This window comes from [Bacillus] selenitireducens MLS10 (genome assembly GCF_000093085.1).
GTDB lineage: Bacteria > Bacillota > Bacilli > Bacillales > Salisediminibacteriaceae > Salisediminibacterium > Salisediminibacterium selenitireducens.
Genome location: NC_014219.1, coordinates 3,346,589 through 3,363,988, shown reverse-complemented (window position 1 = coordinate 3,363,988; position 17,400 = coordinate 3,346,589). Strand labels below are relative to the sequence as shown.

General features: G+C 54.9%; 19 protein-coding genes. 18 read left to right on the top strand and 1 reads right to left on the bottom strand.

Features of this window, described 5'->3' with window-relative positions; translation table 11 throughout:
* Nucleotides 1-9: 9 nt before the first annotated feature.
* From BSEL_RS15770 to BSEL_RS15720, 11 genes are read left to right on the top strand one after another with little or no spacing between them, the layout of a single operon-like run.
* Nucleotides 10-339 carry a BMC domain-containing protein gene (locus tag BSEL_RS15770; RefSeq protein WP_013174002.1) on the top strand — a complete coding sequence of 110 codons (330 nt, stop codon included), beginning with the start codon at nt 10-12 and terminating at the stop codon, nt 337-339.
* Nucleotides 336-653: a BMC domain-containing protein gene (locus BSEL_RS15765; protein WP_013174001.1), complete on the top strand. Its 318-nt coding sequence runs from the start codon at nt 336-338 to the stop codon at nt 651-653. The genes BSEL_RS15770 and BSEL_RS15765 overlap by 4 nt, the downstream gene beginning before the upstream one ends.
* Nucleotides 595-966, top strand: a complete 372-nt coding sequence (locus tag BSEL_RS17295; protein ID WP_177304842.1) for a BMC domain-containing protein — start codon at nt 595-597, stop codon at nt 964-966. The genes BSEL_RS15765 and BSEL_RS17295 overlap by 59 nt, the downstream gene beginning before the upstream one ends.
* Nucleotides 959-1,258 (top strand): BMC domain-containing protein, encoded by a 300-nt coding sequence (locus tag BSEL_RS15755; protein ID WP_013173999.1) that lies wholly within the window; start codon nt 959-961, stop codon nt 1,256-1,258. The genes BSEL_RS17295 and BSEL_RS15755 overlap by 8 nt, the downstream gene beginning before the upstream one ends.
* Nucleotides 1,255-1,530, top strand: a complete 276-nt coding sequence (locus tag BSEL_RS15750; protein ID WP_013173998.1) for a BMC domain-containing protein — start codon at nt 1,255-1,257, stop codon at nt 1,528-1,530. The genes BSEL_RS15755 and BSEL_RS15750 overlap by 4 nt, the downstream gene beginning before the upstream one ends.
* 24 nt (nt 1,531-1,554) lie before the next feature.
* Nucleotides 1,555-2,220, top strand: a complete 666-nt coding sequence (locus BSEL_RS15745) for a phosphate propanoyltransferase (RefSeq protein WP_013173997.1) — start codon at nt 1,555-1,557, stop codon at nt 2,218-2,220.
* A gap of 5 nt (nt 2,221-2,225) precedes the next feature.
* The gene (locus BSEL_RS15740) at nt 2,226-2,495 is read left to right on the top strand and encodes a EutN/CcmL family microcompartment protein (RefSeq protein WP_041582030.1); all 270 of its coding nucleotides are present in this window, start codon (nt 2,226-2,228) and stop codon (nt 2,493-2,495) included.
* Nucleotides 2,492-3,628 (top strand): extracellular solute-binding protein, encoded by a 1,137-nt coding sequence (locus BSEL_RS15735; protein WP_013173995.1) that lies wholly within the window; start codon nt 2,492-2,494, stop codon nt 3,626-3,628. Before BSEL_RS15740 ends, BSEL_RS15735 begins: the two co-directional genes overlap by 4 nt.
* Nucleotides 3,625-4,956 (top strand): CoA-disulfide reductase, encoded by a 1,332-nt coding sequence (locus BSEL_RS15730; protein WP_013173994.1) that lies wholly within the window; start codon nt 3,625-3,627, stop codon nt 4,954-4,956. Before BSEL_RS15735 ends, BSEL_RS15730 begins: the two co-directional genes overlap by 4 nt.
* A 14-nt stretch (nt 4,957-4,970) precedes the next feature.
* Nucleotides 4,971-5,807 (top strand): CoA transferase subunit A, encoded by an 837-nt coding sequence (locus BSEL_RS15725; RefSeq protein WP_013173993.1) that lies wholly within the window; start codon nt 4,971-4,973, stop codon nt 5,805-5,807.
* A complete protein-coding gene (locus BSEL_RS15720) occupies nt 5,804-6,532 on the top strand; it encodes a CoA-transferase subunit beta (RefSeq protein ID WP_013173992.1) in 729 nt (242 codons plus the stop codon). Before BSEL_RS15725 ends, BSEL_RS15720 begins: the two co-directional genes overlap by 4 nt.
* A 129-nt stretch (nt 6,533-6,661) precedes the next feature.
* Here BSEL_RS15720 and BSEL_RS15715 read toward each other — a convergent pair whose 3' ends face one another.
* On the bottom strand, nt 6,662-8,710 hold the full coding sequence (locus BSEL_RS15715) for a molybdopterin-dependent oxidoreductase (protein WP_013173991.1): 2,049 nt from the start codon (nt 8,708-8,710) through the stop codon (nt 6,662-6,664).
* 131 nt (nt 8,711-8,841) lie between these two features.
* Between BSEL_RS15715 and BSEL_RS15710 the strand changes: the two genes are divergently transcribed.
* The 7 genes from BSEL_RS15710 (at nt 8,842) to BSEL_RS15680 (ending at nt 17,328) form a co-directional block, all read left to right on the top strand.
* Nucleotides 8,842-9,405, top strand: coding sequence for a 4Fe-4S dicluster domain-containing protein (locus BSEL_RS15710; protein WP_013173990.1), 564 nt, complete (start codon nt 8,842-8,844; stop codon nt 9,403-9,405).
* The gene (locus tag BSEL_RS15705) at nt 9,402-11,000 is read left to right on the top strand and encodes a PucR family transcriptional regulator (protein ID WP_013173989.1); all 1,599 of its coding nucleotides are present in this window, start codon (nt 9,402-9,404) and stop codon (nt 10,998-11,000) included. The genes BSEL_RS15710 and BSEL_RS15705 overlap by 4 nt, the downstream gene beginning before the upstream one ends.
* A 247-nt stretch (nt 11,001-11,247) precedes the next feature.
* Nucleotides 11,248-11,919 (top strand): TorD/DmsD family molecular chaperone, encoded by a 672-nt coding sequence (locus tag BSEL_RS15700; RefSeq protein ID WP_232970477.1) that lies wholly within the window; start codon nt 11,248-11,250, stop codon nt 11,917-11,919.
* Nucleotides 11,920-11,944: 25 nt separating this feature from the next.
* Complete coding sequence (locus tag BSEL_RS15695; protein WP_013173987.1) at nt 11,945-14,548, top strand: molybdopterin-dependent oxidoreductase; 2,604 nt, start codon at nt 11,945-11,947, stop codon at nt 14,546-14,548.
* A gap of 14 nt (nt 14,549-14,562) precedes the next feature.
* Entirely contained in the window at nt 14,563-15,114 is a 552-nt protein-coding gene (locus BSEL_RS15690) for a DMSO/selenate family reductase complex B subunit (protein ID WP_013173986.1), read from the top strand.
* 22 nt (nt 15,115-15,136) lie between these two features.
* Nucleotides 15,137-16,009 carry a dimethyl sulfoxide reductase anchor subunit family protein gene (locus BSEL_RS15685; protein WP_013173985.1) on the top strand — a complete coding sequence of 291 codons (873 nt, stop codon included), beginning with the start codon at nt 15,137-15,139 and terminating at the stop codon, nt 16,007-16,009.
* 29 nt (nt 16,010-16,038) lie between these two features.
* Nucleotides 16,039-17,328 (top strand): radical SAM protein, encoded by a 1,290-nt coding sequence (locus BSEL_RS15680; RefSeq protein ID WP_013173984.1) that lies wholly within the window; start codon nt 16,039-16,041, stop codon nt 17,326-17,328.
* Nucleotides 17,329-17,400: the final 72 nt, after the last annotated feature.

Below are 17,400 nucleotides of genomic sequence, written 5' to 3'. Positions count from 1 at the left end.
GTGACCAGGATGAATAAGGCGTTAGGAATGCTTGAAGTACTCGGGTTCAGTGTCGCCATCGCAGCCGCGGACAGTGCGGTGAAACATGCGGATGTCAACATCGAAGGCATTGACTGCAATAACCCCGCCGCCGGTGACAAGGCAGCGATCCCGCTCGTCGTCCAGGTGAAACTGTCGGGGGAGGTGGCGAACGTGGAAGCCGCCCTCAGTGCCGCCAAACAGCGTGCACTGGCGTTTATTCCGGAAGATGCCGTCCATACGAGCCTGATTCCCCGTGTTGCACCAGGAATGATGCCGCTTCTCACAAACGGAAAAGTGAAGAAGAAGGTGAGGGCATGACAGTCAGGAGCGGGGATTCATACGGATTTGTTGAAGTCAGGCAGTACACCGAAGCGATGATGCTCCTCGATCATATGCTGAAAATGACGTACGTGGAGCTTGTGTCCATTGAACGGGCCGGGGCCGCGCATTTGACCCTCATCGTGAAAGGTGAACTCGCATCGGTGCAGCTCGCTATGGAAGAAGCGCTGAACCGTGCCAGCTCAAATGAGGTCACAGCAAGGGTCATTGCCAAACCTTATGAGGGCTTTGACCGTGTCTACAAGGCACAGTCCGATCACAAAACCAAGCGGGGTGATGACGGTGATTCGTGAGGAATACGAGGCAATCGGGCTAGTGGAGATCAAATATTTCACCCATGCCTCGCATCTGCTTGATGCCATGTTAAAAGGAGCCAACGTCCGCTTTGTCTCCAGTGAGAACGCACTCGGAGGCCGTCTCGTGACGCTCGTTGTCGGGGGCGGCATCGAACAGATCCAGGCGGCACTGGCCATCGCAGAAGAGAAGGGTCAGGCACTTGAGGCAGGCTGTCTCGTGAACACGGTGATGATCGCACAGCCCTCAGAAGACATTATGAATTATCTCGGCGAATACCGATCAATCAAAGGAGGAGAAGACAATGAATGAATCAGTAGGGTTTATCGAAACAAGAGGATTGACGGCGGCGATTGAAGCGGCCGATGCGATGCTGAAAGCGGCGAATGTGGAGATTATCGGCAGTGAAAAAATCGGCTCAGGGCTCGTATCCGTGATGGTGCAAGGTGACGTGGGCGCGGTGAAGGCCGCAACGGAAGTCGGCGCAGAAGCAGCCCAGCGCGTCGGAGAGCTCGTTGCGGTGCACGTGATTCCAAGACCGCACGGCGATCTGATGAAACTGATGCCTAAACAGGAAACCAAACAAGGAGGGAAATCATCATGAACCAGTCATTAGGGATGATCGAAACAAGAGGATTGACGGCGGCGATTGAAGCGGCCGATGCGATGCTGAAAGCGGCGAACGTGGAGATTGTCGGCAGTGAGAAGATCGGATCCGGTCTCGTCACCGTTGTCATCAAAGGGGAAGTCGGCGCGGTGAAGGCCGCCATTGATGTCGGAAGTGAAGCGGTCGAGCGCACGGGTGAACTCGTCGCCGCCCATGTGATTCCGCGTCCGCATGATGATGTGGAGAAAATCCTGCCAATGATGAAATAACCAAAAGAAAGGGGGCATGGCGATATGGATCGCAGGCAAGTCGAACAGGAAATCTACAGGAGCATTGAGCGCGTGCTGCACGAAATGGGCATCGACGTCATTGCGGACGATGCCTCCATTCCCGTAAGCGTCTCCGCACGTCATGTCCATCTGTCTCCAGACGACGTGAACGCGTTGTTTGGAGACGGGTATTCCCTGACGTATTTCAGGGATATATCCCAGCCGGGTCAATATGCATGTCAAGAAAAGGTGACGCTCAAAGGACCGAAAGGCAAGATTGAAAACGTCCGGATTCTCGGTCCGGCAAGGGGACAGACGCAGGTGGAAGTCTCCAAAACCGATGCGAGAACCCTCGGCGTTGACCCGCCGGTCCGCCGGTCCGGCGTGCTGAAGGACTCCGAAGCGATCACCATAGAAGCGGCAAACGGACGTGTGATTCACCTGAACGAAGGACTGATCATTGCCGACAGGCATATACACATGACCCCGGAAGACGCCCGGCGATTCGCCGTGAAGGACGGGGAAAAAGTGGCCGTCGCGATAAGCGGAGAAAAGCCCGGTGTTCTCGGACAGGTGACGATCCGGGTGAAAGAGACGTATAAACTTGATATGCATATCGATACCGATGATGGGAATGCGTTCTTGATTCAAGGCGCTGGCAAAGGAAAAATCGTAAAAGAAAGCTGGTGAGTGCGATGTTAATGGGAAAAGTCATTTCGAACGTAGTCTCGACGAGAAAACATGAAGCCCTGCAGGGCTATACGCTCCTGGTTATTGAAATCATGCATCAGAACAGCCGTGAATACCGGATTGCCGCCGATATGATCGGTGCCGGGAAAGGCGAGCATGTACTGTTGACCGCCGGCAGTCAGGTCCGGTTCGGACTGACGAAGGAAGCACCCGTCGACCTTCTGGTTGTGGGAATTCTTGATCGTGAACCGGACATCGGAGGCGATTCGAGATGAGCCAAGCCTTACGCATCCTTGCCGTTGCCGATCCGGCTGTGTTCGTCTATCAAGAACAGCACGAAGCGATCTTTGGCACCTTTGAACAAGCCTTTAAGACGAAGGTGGAGATCGAGATCATTCCCTTCCCTGACTACTACGGCCGCATGAACGACGAGCTCGCTGCAGGGGGCAACTTTGACATCGTCATGATTGCCGGACATCTCTGGCTCGGCGAACAGGTCAGAAAGGGACGCCTTAAGCCTCTTCAGCGTGACCTCCCTGAGGGACTCCTCCCTGCCATTTATGACGAACTCTTTGATCAGGGTACGCGCTACCTGGCCCCCTCCTTTTGCGATGGGCACCTGTTTGTCTACCGCAAGCCTTATGTGAACCGGACGCTTTCGGATGTGGTGACCCCGGATGAGATCATCCGGATTGCACGTGAAGCGCCGGAGTCGATGTACGGAATTGCATTAAAGGCCGCACCGAGTGAGATTTTTCTTGACGTCCTGCCTTATTTGAGGGTGGCAGGCGTCACGCTGTTTGATGAGAAGGCCATCAGCGATTTCCGTACGGAACAAGCCGTTCAGGCCCTTGCGTCTTACTGTGCGTTACAGGCATGTGCCCCGAACAATACCGGCGAATTTGCCAATGATGAGGTGCGCAATGCCCTGCAGGACGGCTCCGTTGCCGGAGCGGTGACGTGGGGCGGGCAGATGGGGTTTGTCATGGATCAGAAGGCGATGAAGAACCCCGATGAGCTTGGATTTGCCGCCGTCAAAGGCGCGTGGAACGTGACGTGGAGCTTTGCCGTCAATGCCAAATCAGCGAACCCGGAGCTCTCGGAAGCACTTCTCACGCATCTTTGCCGTCCTGAAGTGGATCGCATCGTCGGCGCTTACGCCGGTTCGCCGCTGTTTGCGTCCACGTATGAGCAAGATGAAGGGCGGTACCCTTGGTACCGTGCCCACAAAATGCTCCTGACAGACATCGCAGAGCCTCTCCCGAAACGGGACGATACAGGAGCTCTGATGGCTCCTTTGTATGAAGCGTTCACGAAGGCCTTCCGCGGTGAAGTGACCCCTGAAGAGGCGATTCATCTTGCGTATGAGCGGATGATTGAGGTTTCAGGCAAGGAGGGGCTCACATGAATGTGATTGTAATAGGCGGTGTTGCCGCCGGGATGTCGGCGGCGTCGAAGCTTCGGCGCACCGATCCTGACGCTGTCATTACCGTCTTTGAACGAGGCGCATTCCCCACTTACGGGGCATGCGGCCTTCCTTATTACATCTCCGGAGAAAACGATGACTATGAGCGCATGATCGCAAGAAAAGAAGACGTCTTCAAAAAGCAGGGGATCGATGTCCGTCTCAAACATGAAGTCCTGAAGGTAGATTTCGGACGCCGACAGGTGATGGTCAAGGACCTCACGACAGGGTCCGTCTGGATTGAAGCGTATGACCGGCTGATGATTGCCACGGGGACGAAAGCGATCGTACCGCCGATTCCGGGTACCGGGCTCGATCGCGTGCGTGTGTTAAAGACGATGGAAGACGGTCTTCGGATGAAAGAGGAACTCGATCAGCCTTCTGTCAGACATGTGACGATCATCGGTGCCGGCTATATCGGGATCGAAATGGCCGAGGCGCTCCGTACCCTCAAGAAGGACGTGTGCGTCATTGAGATGGCCCCGCGGATTCTGATGCCGTTCGATGAGGAGATCTCAAACGTTGCAAGAGACGAACTGATTACGAATGCCGTGTCCCTGCATCTGTCTGAAGCGGTCCAGGAGATTACGGACACAGGACGCGGCCTCTCTGTCAAAACCGCACAAGGCGCTTATGAAACCGACTACGTCATTTTGTCCGCCGGTGTGAGACCGGCGACGGATCTCTTTACGGACACCGCCCTTCAACTCGACGGGCGGGGCGCGGTGGTTGTGGATAAAGAAATGCGCACGAATCTCCCGGATGTGTTTGCGGCAGGGGACTGTGCGACGGTCTATAACAAAGTCAAAGATGAAACGGACTATATCCCTCTCGGGACGAATGCCAATAAAGGAGGCCGGATCGCCGGGGAGAACCTCGCCGGCGGACGCAAGAAATACACGGGGACCCTCGGGAGTGCGGCGATCAAAGTCTTTAACGCAGAGCTTGGAAGGACGGGCCTCACTGAAGAAGAGGCAAAGATGCGCTATGAGGACGTCACAACGGTAACGGTGACCGCCAATGACCATCCCGGCTACTACCCGGGTTCGACGCCGCTGTTGATCAAGCTGATTTGTGAAAAGCGGACCCGCAAGATTCTAGGCGGTCAGATTGCCGGTGCCAAGGGAGCGGTCCTGAGGGTGGATCTCATTGCCCTTGCCATTCATAACGGCATGACGAGCGATGAACTCGGGATGGTCGACTTTTGTTATGCCCCGCCTTTTGCCGGCGTTTGGGACGCGGTTCATATTGCAAGCAATGCAGTGAAATAGTGAGGTGAGAAAACATGTCGAAGCGAATGGATCTGAAAGACGCCATAAGGACGTATGTGAAAAAAGGTGATCGTCTCTGTTTCAGCGGCAACGCCCTTCATCGGGCGCCGATGGCTGCGGTGCGGGAAATTGCCCGGCAGCGGATCGGCTCCCTGTCCGTTGCCAAAACGGCCGGTGCCCTGGATATTGATCTCCTCTGTGCCCTGGGACTCGTCGACACCGTCGACGCGGGGTTTGTGAGCTATGAATCGGCGTACGGGCTCTGTACCCATTTTCGTAAAGGCGTCGAGGACGGGCGCATTACCGGCAACGAACACGCCTGCTATACCGTGATCAACGCCCTGAGAGGTGCGACCATGAACGTGCCGTTTGTCCCTGTGCATGGACTGATGCACGGCGATCTCCTTGTGGAGAAAGACTATTTCAAAGTCGTTGAGGATCCCTTCGGGAGCGGCGAAGAGGTGACCCTTGTCCGGACGATCCGCCCTGATGTTGCGGTGATTCACGTCCATACAGCGGACGAGAGGGGCAACGCCGTCATCGAAGGGGCGAAGTATGAGGATGAGATCATTTTGAGGGCTGCGGACAAGGTCATCCTGACGGCGGAGAAAGTCGTCAAAACCCTTCAGAACAGCAACGGATCCAGGCCGGTTGATATTCCCGGGTTTCTTGTGGATGCGGTGGTCGAAGCACCGAACGGAGCTATGCCGACGAGCTGTGAAGGGCGCTACGATGTGAACGACAAGATGCTGAAGCAGTTCTTGGAAGCGAACGATACCGAAGCGATCGATGACTGGCTTACGGCACTTGAGAAGCAGGACTGCCGTGGAAGGGGTGTGATGAACCGATGAACAGACAGGCGGACTCGGCGACAGCCGATATGATGACCTGTGTCATGGCGAGGTTTCTTCAGAATGAGGAGACGGTCTTTCACGGCGTTTCGTCCCATATGCCGATGGTGGCCATGATGCTTGCAAGAAGCCTGCATGCCCCGGATCTGGTTCATTTAAATATCCCGGGCGGGGTGAATCCTGCGACGCTCAGAAACACCTCCTATTCGTCGGCAGGGCCTGAGCTCGCGCGGCAGGCGGAATCTGCCTTCAGCCTGGCGGATATCTTTGATTTATCGATGAGAGGCAAGCTCGATGTGGCGTTTTTGGGCGGTGTGCAGTTTGATCAGTACGGCAACGTCAACGCTTCCCTGATCGGGGACGCGAAAAAGCCGAAAGTCAAACTGCCGGGCGGTGCCGGCAGTGCCGTATTGATTCCCACGGCAAAAAAAGCGATCATCTGGCGGGCGAAGCACGATGTGCGCACATTTGTGGAGGACGTGGACTTCATCACAACGAGGGGAAACCTGTATAAAATCGTGACGCCCCTCTGTGTGTTCGGTTACCGAAACGGCAGGCTTTATCTGGATTCGGTTCATGCGGGCGTGACCGTTGACGACGTGAAAAAACAAACCGGATTTCCGATTCATGAGCAGGACGTACCGGAAAACGAACCGCCGACTTTGAAGGAGCGGACCATGTTAAAGCGGATCGATCCGAACAACCTGCGAGCAGTGGAGTTTTGATCGGGACCAGACCTTGTTTTGGAATCATACTGACAGGAAACGAAACGCTCATGATTATCCTTGCAGATAATCATGAGCGTTTTTTGGTATCGGTGTCTCTCTGTGCATCGTCTGTCGATTTCCCCTCACTCAGTTGGAAACCGGCCTCACCTCGACAAACGTATCATAATAGGCGATGCCTTTTGAGCCGGAGACCATCTCGCCCATATCCGCGCTCTGAACGGTGACGAGCTGATTGACGGCGTCATCGGCCGTTTGGCCGCTCCTTTGATAGATGAGGGCGACGCCCTTTGCGACGTCCGCAGTTAACGCTGCAGTCAGCAAAAGAGAGCCGTGACGGTTCTGGACCTGTACGTTGCTCCCGTTCTGAATCCCTGCCTCTTTCGCGTCGTCAGGGTGCAAAAAGACGGCGGGTTTTTGCACGGGGATCGTGCGGGTCTCCCTGAACTGGGAGTTGAGCCCGAAGGTGTCATGGGGCGTCAGGAGTCGGAGCATCCCCTCCGGCTGAGGCGCCCTTGTGGCTTCATCGTGAACCGGGAGCGCCGGAAGGCCATTTTTGCGGGCAAGCCCGGAATCGAATTCATAGTTCCCTGAAGGGGTCTTGAATACCCGGTCTGTCCAGGCCGTATAAGGGGTCTGCGGGTAGGACTGTTTGGCAAAGGCATCATGTACATCGCGAAAACCGAACTGCCGGCGGACATCAGGGTTCCACTGTCGGTTCAGGTACGACCGCTTTGAGAGGCCGGTCGGAAAGGTGCAGGGATAGGTGAAGCGCCCGGCCATTCGTCCAGCGAGCTCCTGCATGATCGTGTAGTCGGATTTCGCCTCACCGACAGGGAGAATCGCCTGCTCATTATACGTAAACCCCCGGTGCCAGTAGCTCGTCGCAATGTCCTCCTCTTCAAAAAAGGTCGTCACCGGCAAGACGAGATTCGACCATTTGGCGGTCTCTGTCATAAACAGATCTGCAGTGACGACAAAGGGAATCTCTTTCAGATATTCCCTGATCCTCGCGGGCTGCGGATCCTGAATAAGCGGATTCCGGCAGCTGATCCAGAGGCTTTTGAGTGGCGGATCGAGATGCATGCCGCCGAATTCAAGCCAGTCGTTCAGTGGCAATATCCGGTTTTCTTCACTCAGATGTTCTTTGAAGAAGGCCGTCTGATTGGTAAAGATCCACGTGTCCGCGTGCGCGTAATGGACGCCAGCGCCCGGTTTTCCGATCATACCGTTCACCGCCGCCAGGGCGTTGACGCAGCGGATCATCTGACCGCCGTTGACGTGGCGCTGAAAACCGAGACCGAGCCAGTGGAAGGTTCGCCTAGACGAGGCGAGAAGCGTGTGGAGACGGGCGAGGGCCTTCTCCTGAATACCCGTGACCCTGAGTACGTCTTGGTCAGTGAGTGATGTCAGGGCCTCGTAAAACCGTTCGAAACCGTTCGTGTGCCGCTCGAGAAAGGTCACGTCGTGACGGTCGTTTCGGATCAGCCCGAGAGCCAGGGCATTGGCAAGGAGGCCGTCGGTACCTGGGTTGATCTGGATATAGTGGTCTGCGAGGCGGGCCGTCTTTGTCAGCACAGGGTCAATGAGGACGATGGTGGCGCCGTTTCGCCTTGCTTCCTGGAGAAAATGGATGCTGTGAACCGATGTCACGGCAGGATTCGCTCCCCAGATCACGATGAGCTCTGCCTCTGTCATCGTCTCCGGATCCGAGGCGTCTGCGCCTCCCATATCATAGGTCGCGGCGTCAAAGCCTGCCGAGGCGCACGGGGAGCCAACGATGCGCGTCGTCGGACCGATGGAGGAGAAGAACTCCTCCGGGGCGTAGTGACCGACCGACAGATCCCCTGTGTATTTATAAAGACCGACGGGCAACAGGGATCCGTACATCCGGTCAATCTGTTCCCACTCATTGATGATCAGGCCATAGGCATCTTCCCACGAGATACGCTCAAAGCGGCCGCTTCCTTTAGTCTTTTGGTACATCGGATACGTCAGCCGCTCCGGGTGATAGACCTGATCCACATAGGAGAGACCTTTGGCGCAAAGTTTCCCGCGGGTATAGGGGTGATCTTTGTCTCCGGTCACCTTCTTCAGCTGACCGTTCTCCACCTCGGCAAGCATGCTGCAGGTGCTGAAACAGTTTCTTGGGCAGACGTGTCGGGTGATGGCCATCATCAAGCCCCTCCATTCAAAAAGTGTCACGGGATTGTTAGGATCCCTCCGTTCAGATCATTCATTTCTATTATATGATAGAAATATCAGGAAAGTTTATCTGTTCACAAAATTGTCGGGAAAGGGGGCTTAATATGGATCATTATCATTTTATCATCCAGGCAGATCGCTGCGTGGCGTGTTACGCGTGCCGTGCCGCGTGTTTTCAGGAGAATCGCCGAAGTCCGGGGGATCTTCCGAGGCGGAGCGTCAGTGAGCAGGCAGGGGAAAGCGGCCGCCCCGTCTACCTCTCCATGGCCTGTAACCACTGTCAGAACCCGGTCTGTGTAAGCATTTGTCCGCATAATAACTATACGAAGCGCCGCGATGGCATCGTTGTTCATGATGATACGCATTGCGAAGGCTGCAAACTGTGTGCAGAGGCGTGCCCGTTTCAGGCACCGCAGTATAACCCGGTCACGGAGAAGGTGGATAAGTGCCACTTTTGCCATGAGCGTCTCGACGATGGTCAGTCCCCCGTCTGTGTGGACGCCTGTCCGACAGACGCCCTTACCTATGCAAAAATGCCCGTCACGGCACAGCCCGGATACCGCTATCCCGGCAACGATGTCCCCATCTCACGTTTTACGGAGCCCGCAATTGTGATCAAGCACAGACAGCCGTCTGTGAATCCATACAGGTCAGGTGGTGTACGATGAAGACCCTTCAGGATCTCTTATTTTCGCTTCCCTTTACAACTGTCTACCCGCTTACAAAGATTGGTGAGACGCCTGTTTCCTACGACAGGCTCTCGTTTGATCCCTACAGTGAAACAGAGGCTCAGGAGATGATTGTGTATTTGCCCTTCAGGCGGCCTGGCCGAGACGCGCTCACGGAAGACGATATGCTGCAGCTCATGCAGATGGCAGCGGTGAAGGCTGTGCTGATCTATCATCCGGAGCCGTTGCCGGCTGAAGAGGGCTATCAGGATGTTTATGAGCTGTTTGAGGTGCCGGTTGTCCGGCTCGGGGTACCGCTCACGGAGGATCCCGCCGTCGGTGCGGCCAATCCGAATTTTCGTCTTTTGCAAGATACCGAGCAGGCGACTGCGGCATTGCTCTATGAGCGAATCGATGCCCTGCAGACGGCGACCGGTCAACCAGTGACGCTTCTTGATGAGACGTTCAAGGTCATTAAAGGACCTGAGAGCGATGCGCCCGATCTTCACGGGACGTGGGCGCAGCATCTGATACAGTCAAGAAGCCGGTGGCTTCAGCGCTATTACTTTCACCCTGAATCGTTTGTGCGTGAAGCCGCGGGTCAGACGATTCCGTTAAGCTGTTTTCCGGTCTATGTGCAAGAGGAAGTGAAGGGCTTTGTGATCACGCCGCTGACACACACGCCCTGGTACCGGCAGCTGTTCGACTATTATGCGTTGCTTCTGTCGCTCGTCATGCAGGAGGAGCGGAAGATGGAGGAAGTCAACGGCACCTTCAAGCACCATTTCCTGCATGATCTCCTCTACAACAATTTCAAGCATGAACAGGCTCTCCGGGATCAGGCGAGGACCTGGGGGTGGCAGCTTGAAGGCCCTCATCACCTCGCAGTGATCCGCATTCAAGCAAACCCTGAGCATGAACAGCATCTCCCTACAGGCTGGCACAGAGAAACGGGAGAGGCGCTGATCAGGCGGATCCGTCAGGATTTAAAAGAGGCGATCATCGAATGGTTCCAGGGAGACATCATTCTCATTCAGGAAGCGATCTGTGCAAAGGATGGCAACGTCCGCCGGGACCGCATCAAAACCTATCTGCATGATCTCCTTGTTGAGGCAGCAAAGAAGGACGAACAGCTCCTTGCAGAAGCCGGGATCGGCAAGTGCTATCCGTCACCGACGGCCCTGAACAAGAGCTACCAGGAAGCGCTCATGGCTCTGAAGCTCGGTCATGAATGGTCAAAGGAAAACGTCGTCTATCATATTGAAGATCTCGGGGTGCTCCGTCTGCTCTTTTACCTCAATCAGGATCACCTCACCGAGTTCAGTGAATCCTATCTGGCCCCCCTCATCCAGGCAGACAGTCAGGGACAGACAGCGTATATTCACACGCTGAAGATGTGGATCATCCATGACATGAATGTGCAGGAGACAGCAGCCGCCCTTCATGTGCATCCGAACACGCTCAGAAACCGGATGCAAAAAATCAGCAGTCTGCTGCATGTTGATCTCTATAACCATGAAGATTTCGTGAACATCAGCATCGCCGTTAAGATTCACACCATCGATTTTCTTCAGACAACCGTCAAAAATACGTAAATAACAGGAAGAAAAACAGTCTGGCCTTCGGGAGTCAGGCTGTTTTTCATGCGAAATTCACATTTTGGACACGATTTCTTCCCGGCAGATGCGTTTACCTGGTGACGGGTCACAGTCAGGGGGTGCTGAATCTGTTCAGATTTACACCGCCCGCACCCCGATTGGTCTCTTATACTGGACGTAAGCTCACTTTTTCACAAAACATACACAACGGGACTGTAAGACAGAATGAAAGGAGGGAATAATGATGCAACAGACCACAGTGGATGCACGTCCACTCATTGAGATACGCATGTTTTATTACGATACAGCGAGACGGCTGTTCAGAAGGGAACCCGATGCGGAGCTGACGGATGCGTTGACAAAGGTGATGAACAGTGAGCTGCCCTTTGAAGACGAGTACCCGGCGATTCAGGAAGGAAGAGTGCTGATCGCGGCCTGTTTGAACGAAGCGGTGCCTCTTGACCGCCTGCACTGGGACTATACCCGGATGTTTATCGGGCCCTATAAGCTTCCGGCGCCGATTTGGGAGTCCGCGTACACGAATAAGGATGGTCTCCTCTTTCAGACCGAGACCCGGGAGGTGCGGCTTCACTATTTGAAGTATGCATTTCTTCCGGTGCAGTATCAGAAGGAGGCCGATGACCACCTTGGGTTAGAGCTCGACTTTATGTACCGGCTTTCCGAGATGACAAAAGACGCCTGGGAAGCCGGAGACTGGCTCCGTATGAAGACGCTTCTCTCCGATCAGGCGGCCTTTTTGGAGGAGCATTTGAGAAACTGGCTGCCGATCTTTAAAGGACTCGTCCTCGAATCGGCGGACACGGACTTCTACCGGGGCGCAGTCCTTCTCTTGGACGGCCTGACACGCTTTGATCAGGATGCACTGAAGGAACTGAACGACACACGTTTATCATGAACAACGACATTCGGAGGTGAATGACATGGCAAGTCTGATGAAACAGGCACTTGATAAGAAATTCAGCCGTAAGGCGTTTATCGGCTGGTCAGCGGCACTGACAACCGCAGCGGCGGCGCCGGCGTATGGCCTGAAGAAAATTGATTCAAAAGTGGCCGCAGAGAAACTCGAAGAAGAAGGACGCTGGGTCTCAGCATCGTGTTGGCATAACTGTGGCGGCCGATGTCTGAACAAAGGGTTCGTCGTGGACGGGGTGGTCACGAAACAAAAGACCGATGACACCCATGAAGACAGCCCGGACTATCCGCAGCAAAGAGGCTGTGCAAGAGGGCGCAGTCAGCGTCACCAGGTGTTTGGCGTCGATCGCCTGAAGTATCCGATGAAACGAAAGCACTGGGAACCGGGTGGCGGCAAGAAAGAGCTGCGCGGGAAAGACGAATGGGTCCGCCTCGAGTGGGATGAGGCGCTCGATCTCGTCGCAGATGAACTGAAGCGGGTCAAAGAAAACTACGGGAACAAGTCGATCATCGGCGCAAGCCGCCTGATCAACCATTACGGTGGCGCACTCGTTCGCTGGGGCTCGTCCTCGTCAGGGGCATGGGGCAAACCGCAGCAGCATATGGCAGCGAACCTCTCCTGGGGCGGCAGTGACCGCCTTGACTGGCGCAACAGTAAGCTCATCGTCATGTGGGGCTCGAATCCGGCCTGGAGTAACGGAGGCAACCCGCAGTACAACCTGATGCAGGCGAAAAAAGCCGGCGCGAAGTTCATCTTCGTCGATCCGTTTATCAATCCGTCGGTGCGCTCACTCGATGCGGAATTCATTCCGTGCCGACCGGGGACGGATACGGCCCTTCTGTTGGCCCTTGCCTACTACATGATCGAAAACGACTTGCAGGATCAGGACTTCCTTGATCGCTGTACCGTCGGTTTTGACAAGGACAACATGCCGGAAGGGGCCGATCCGAAGGAGAACTTCAAGGACTACGTCCTCGGCACGTATGACGGCGTTCCAAAGACGCCGGAATGGGCGTCGGAGATTTGCGGCACGCCGGTGGAGAAAATCCGCTTTTTCGCTCAGGAGATCGGCACAACGAAGCCGATGATCTTCCAATCTTCGTTCGCACCTGCACGTACCCACCGCGGCCAGCAGTTCTGTCAGGCGTTCCTGACCGTCGGCTGGATGACGGGTAACGTTGGAAAACCGGGGGCAGGGGTATTCACGCTGAACTATGCACGAAACCAAAGCTACGGCGGCAAGACCCTCGTTATGCCGGGCGGCCGCGGTCTCGAGAGCCCGGAAAATCCGCTCTTCCCTGGACTCACCTTCGGTGCGTATGACGGCTACCGCTTCGCAGCACCGACACGGACGGACTTCCACGGCATGGCCTACACGGAGACGTACGACGCGATCTTAAACGGGGAATACACCGCCACCGTTCGCGGCAAGGTGCCGTGTGATATCCGCATGATTTGGAAAGTCCGCCCGGGAAGCGGGGACAACTTCTTAAACCAGTCTTCGGACATTCCAAAAGGGATTAAAGCGTTTCGTAAACTCGACTCCATCATTACCAATGACATCGTCCTCTCGACGATCTCGAAGTACGCGGACATCGTCTTGCCTGCGACGACGGAGTGGGAGAAGGAAGGACGCATCAATACCGGGAACCCGGAAGCCATCTTCATTGCCAATAAGGTGACGGAACCGCTGTTTGAAGCCCGCACGGAAGAATGGATGGAAGTCGAACTTGGCAAGCGCCTCGGCATCAGTGAAGAGACGCTCTTCCCGATCAGTGACAAGCAACAGTTCTTCAACAGCCTCGCCGGCTCACAGGTCATTCAGGATAACGGGGAGGACTATGAACCTCTCGTCACGATTACGAAAGAAGATATCGACGAGTGGGGCGTGGAAGGTGAGCCGCAACAGGGTCGGATCGATCTGTCCGAGCTCCTTGAAAAAGGGTCTTATCAGGTGAAGCGTTCACCGGGCGACAACCTCGGTGACATTAAAGGCAAGGCTTATGTGGACGACCCGGAAGGAAATCCTCTCGATACCGAAACCGGGAAGCTTGAAATCCACTGTCAGATTCTTGCCGATGAGATAGCCGCCTACGGCTTTACGACGATCGCGCCGATTGCCAAATACGAGCCGCCTCTTGAAGGGTATGAAGACACCTTTGAGAACTATGAAACGAAGGAAAAGGGTGAATTTCCGTTCCAGCTCGTCACCCTCCACTATCCGAGACGAAGTCACTCGGTATTCGATAACGTCCCTCAACTCAGAGAGGCTTTCCCTCAGGATTTTGTTATGAACAAACGCGACGCTGATGAACGGGGTCTGAAAGACGGGGAGACCGTCTTAATCCGCAGTCGCCACGGCAAAGTGATCCGAAATCTCTTTACGACGGAGACGCTCATGCCTGGCGTTGTGACCCTCGGTGAAGGAGCCTGGGTGGATCTCGATGAAGAGACAGGTATCGACCGGGCCGGTGCGACGAATATGTTAAACGGGGCCCACAACAGCGGCCAGGGGGAAGAACCTTGGAACACGTGCAACGTCACCGTCGAGAAGTATGACGGACCGCCGCTCAAAGCGGATAAGTATTGGGAACAACGGGTGATATTTTAAGGAGGTGAGCAAACATGGGACAAAAAGGATTTTATATTGATTCCACCGTCTGTACCGGCTGTAAAGTATGTTCGGTGTCCTGCAAAGATGTGAACGATCTGAAAGTCGGGGTCAACTACCGGCGTGTGTATGAATTTGAAGGCGGACGTTTTCCGGATACATGGGGCTTCTTCCTCTCGGTCAGCTGTAACCACTGTGATGAACCGAAGTGCGCAGAGAACTGTCCGACAGGCGCGATCTTTAAGCGCACGGAAGACGGGCTCGTTGTCCATGATGACGACAAATGCGTCGGCTGTAAGATGTGTTTATGGTCCTGCCCGTATGAAGGGCCGCAATATAACGAAGAAACAGGCAAAGCAGGAAAGTGTGACGGCTGCGTGGAGCTCGTCGATGAAGGAAAGAACCCGGCCTGCGTCGATGCCTGTGTGATGCGCGCACTCGATTTCGGTGATATTGAAGATCTACGGGCAAAATACGGCTCAGGTGTGGAACTGAAGGTGTTCGCAGACGAGGGCATTACCTCACCGAACGTCATCGTCGATGCCATTCCTGAGGCGGAGAAATAAGAGCAGAAGGAGGGAGATCAACATGTTACACGTACTTGCAGAAGAATGGCAGCTGTTGCTGTTTACGTTAATGATGCAGGCAGCGGTGGGGATATTCCTGTTCGTTGTCATCATCCGCGGCCAGACAAAGCTCGATCAGAGCGTCCGGCAGGCCCTGACGAAACCTGGGCTACTCTTGACCGGGCCTCTCGTTGCCGTCGGGATCCTCCTGTCGGCCTTGCATCTCGGGGATCCGTTTGGCGCGTACCGCTCGATAATGAATGTGGGCTCGTCCTGGCTCAGCCGGGAGATCCTCCTTACCGGTCTGTTTTTTGCCATGTGGCTCGTCGCCATGATTCTCGATCGTAAGGACAAGTGGAGTCAGCTGTTTGGCTGGCTGACGGTACTCGCCGGTGTCGGATCGATCGTCAGTATGGCGAGTATTTACGCCACATCCATCATTCCGGCATGGTCTGATTTCAACACGTATCTCAGTTTCTTCGGGACTTCGGTCTTCTTTGGCGCGGTCATCACCGTGGTCATTATCCTGAGGAGCCGTGAGGAGAAAACCGCACAGGTGCACCGTTTGTTAAAGGGGCTTGCCGTCGCAGGGAGCATTGTACTCGTGATTCAGCTCGCCTATGTGCCGGTGTTCTTAAGCGGGCTCTCCACTGCCGGAGTCGCAGGGGCAGCGTCCCTTGATTTGTTCGCTTCTGAGCATCTTCTGTCCATGATTCTCAGATGGGGATTCTCCCTGGCGGGGATCGGACTGATGGTGTATGGACTCTTTAAATACCGAGAGATTCAGCCGAAGCATTACGCGCTCTTTTACGCCGCTTTTTCACTGGTGATCGTAGGTGAGACGCTCGGCCGGTTTCTCTTTTATGCAACAGGCGTTCCAATGATGATCGGCTAAAAAAAGCCATACGAAAGGGGTTATGCAGCATGAAGATGATGACAGAACAGGATCGTCGCATCACCAATCCGGTGTTCCGTGACTATACAGAGAGGTACGAACAGATCCGCAGGCAGACGGATCAGGCTATTGAGGCACTGGGGATTCCGTTTGTCACAGACAGCCGTTCGACAGAGCCGAAGCTGTCCGGCGCCGGAGCGATCGTCTCGAGGAATCAGGACAAGAGTCATTATCTGAACTGGATCTCCCCGGCCTGTGTGGCCTGCCAGACAGGCGAAAACAGCCATACGTCGTTCATTTCATTCAAATGCCACAAATCGTGTTATTTTTGCTTCAACCATAACCAGGAGAACTTCGCCGAGTTTCAGGTGCGAAACAATGATCCGGAAATGGAGCTGAAAAAAGAGCTCGATCGCGGGAAGACGTTCGATCACATTGCGCTCACCGGCGGGGAGCCCCTGCTTCATCCGAGGCAGACGGCTTCATTCTTCCGATTCGTGAACGCTGAGAGTCCGAAGACATATACCCGGCTCTACACCGCCGGGGATCTTCTGACCCGTTCGATTCTCTCTGAGCTGTATCTCGCAGATCTGGACGAGATCCGCTTCAGCGTGAAACAGGACGAGACCTTTGAACAGCATGATGCCCTGTTTTCGCTCATGATGCTTGCCAAGTCCTACATCCCGAAGGTCGTCGTTGAGATGCCCGTTATTCCCGGGACCCTTGACGAGATGAAGGATCTGCTTTTGAAGCTCGATGCCATCGGGGTCGATGGTATCAATCTCCTTGAGTTCTGCTTTCCGATTCAGAATCCGCAGCCGTTTATCGAGCGGGGCTTCAAACTGAAGTATCCGCCCTTTGAGACGTACTACAACTACTGGTACGCAGGCGGGCTCGCCATTGAAGAGAGCCAGCGAATCTGTAAGGAACTGCTTATGTTTGCCGATGAGCAGAAGCTCTCGATGGGGGTGCACTACTGTTCACTTGAGAACAAGCACACCGGTCAGCTCTACCAGCAGAACAAAGCCGTTACCGATGACCCGGTGCGAAGCTTCTCGGAGGACGATTACTTCCTCAAATCGGCGAAGGTGTTCGGAGAAGACCGCGAGCCTGTGAAGGCTTTGATTCAGAGTCAGGGCGGTTTCTTTGAAGAGGACGAAGCGCTCGGCTACCTGGCCTTCCATGTGGATCTGATCGATAGGGTGGAACGGGAACTGGGCGTGGAGATCGGTGTGTCCTCGTCCGTTGCGGAGGCGTCCCCGACGGGGACGGTGTTCCGGGAAGTGGCGATTGTGCCTGTTTGGGAAGCATCCATTTAATAACGAATAAACAAAACGGTTTTGGCTCTGTCTGCATAGGGCCAAAACCGTTTTTTATGGTGATCATGGAGG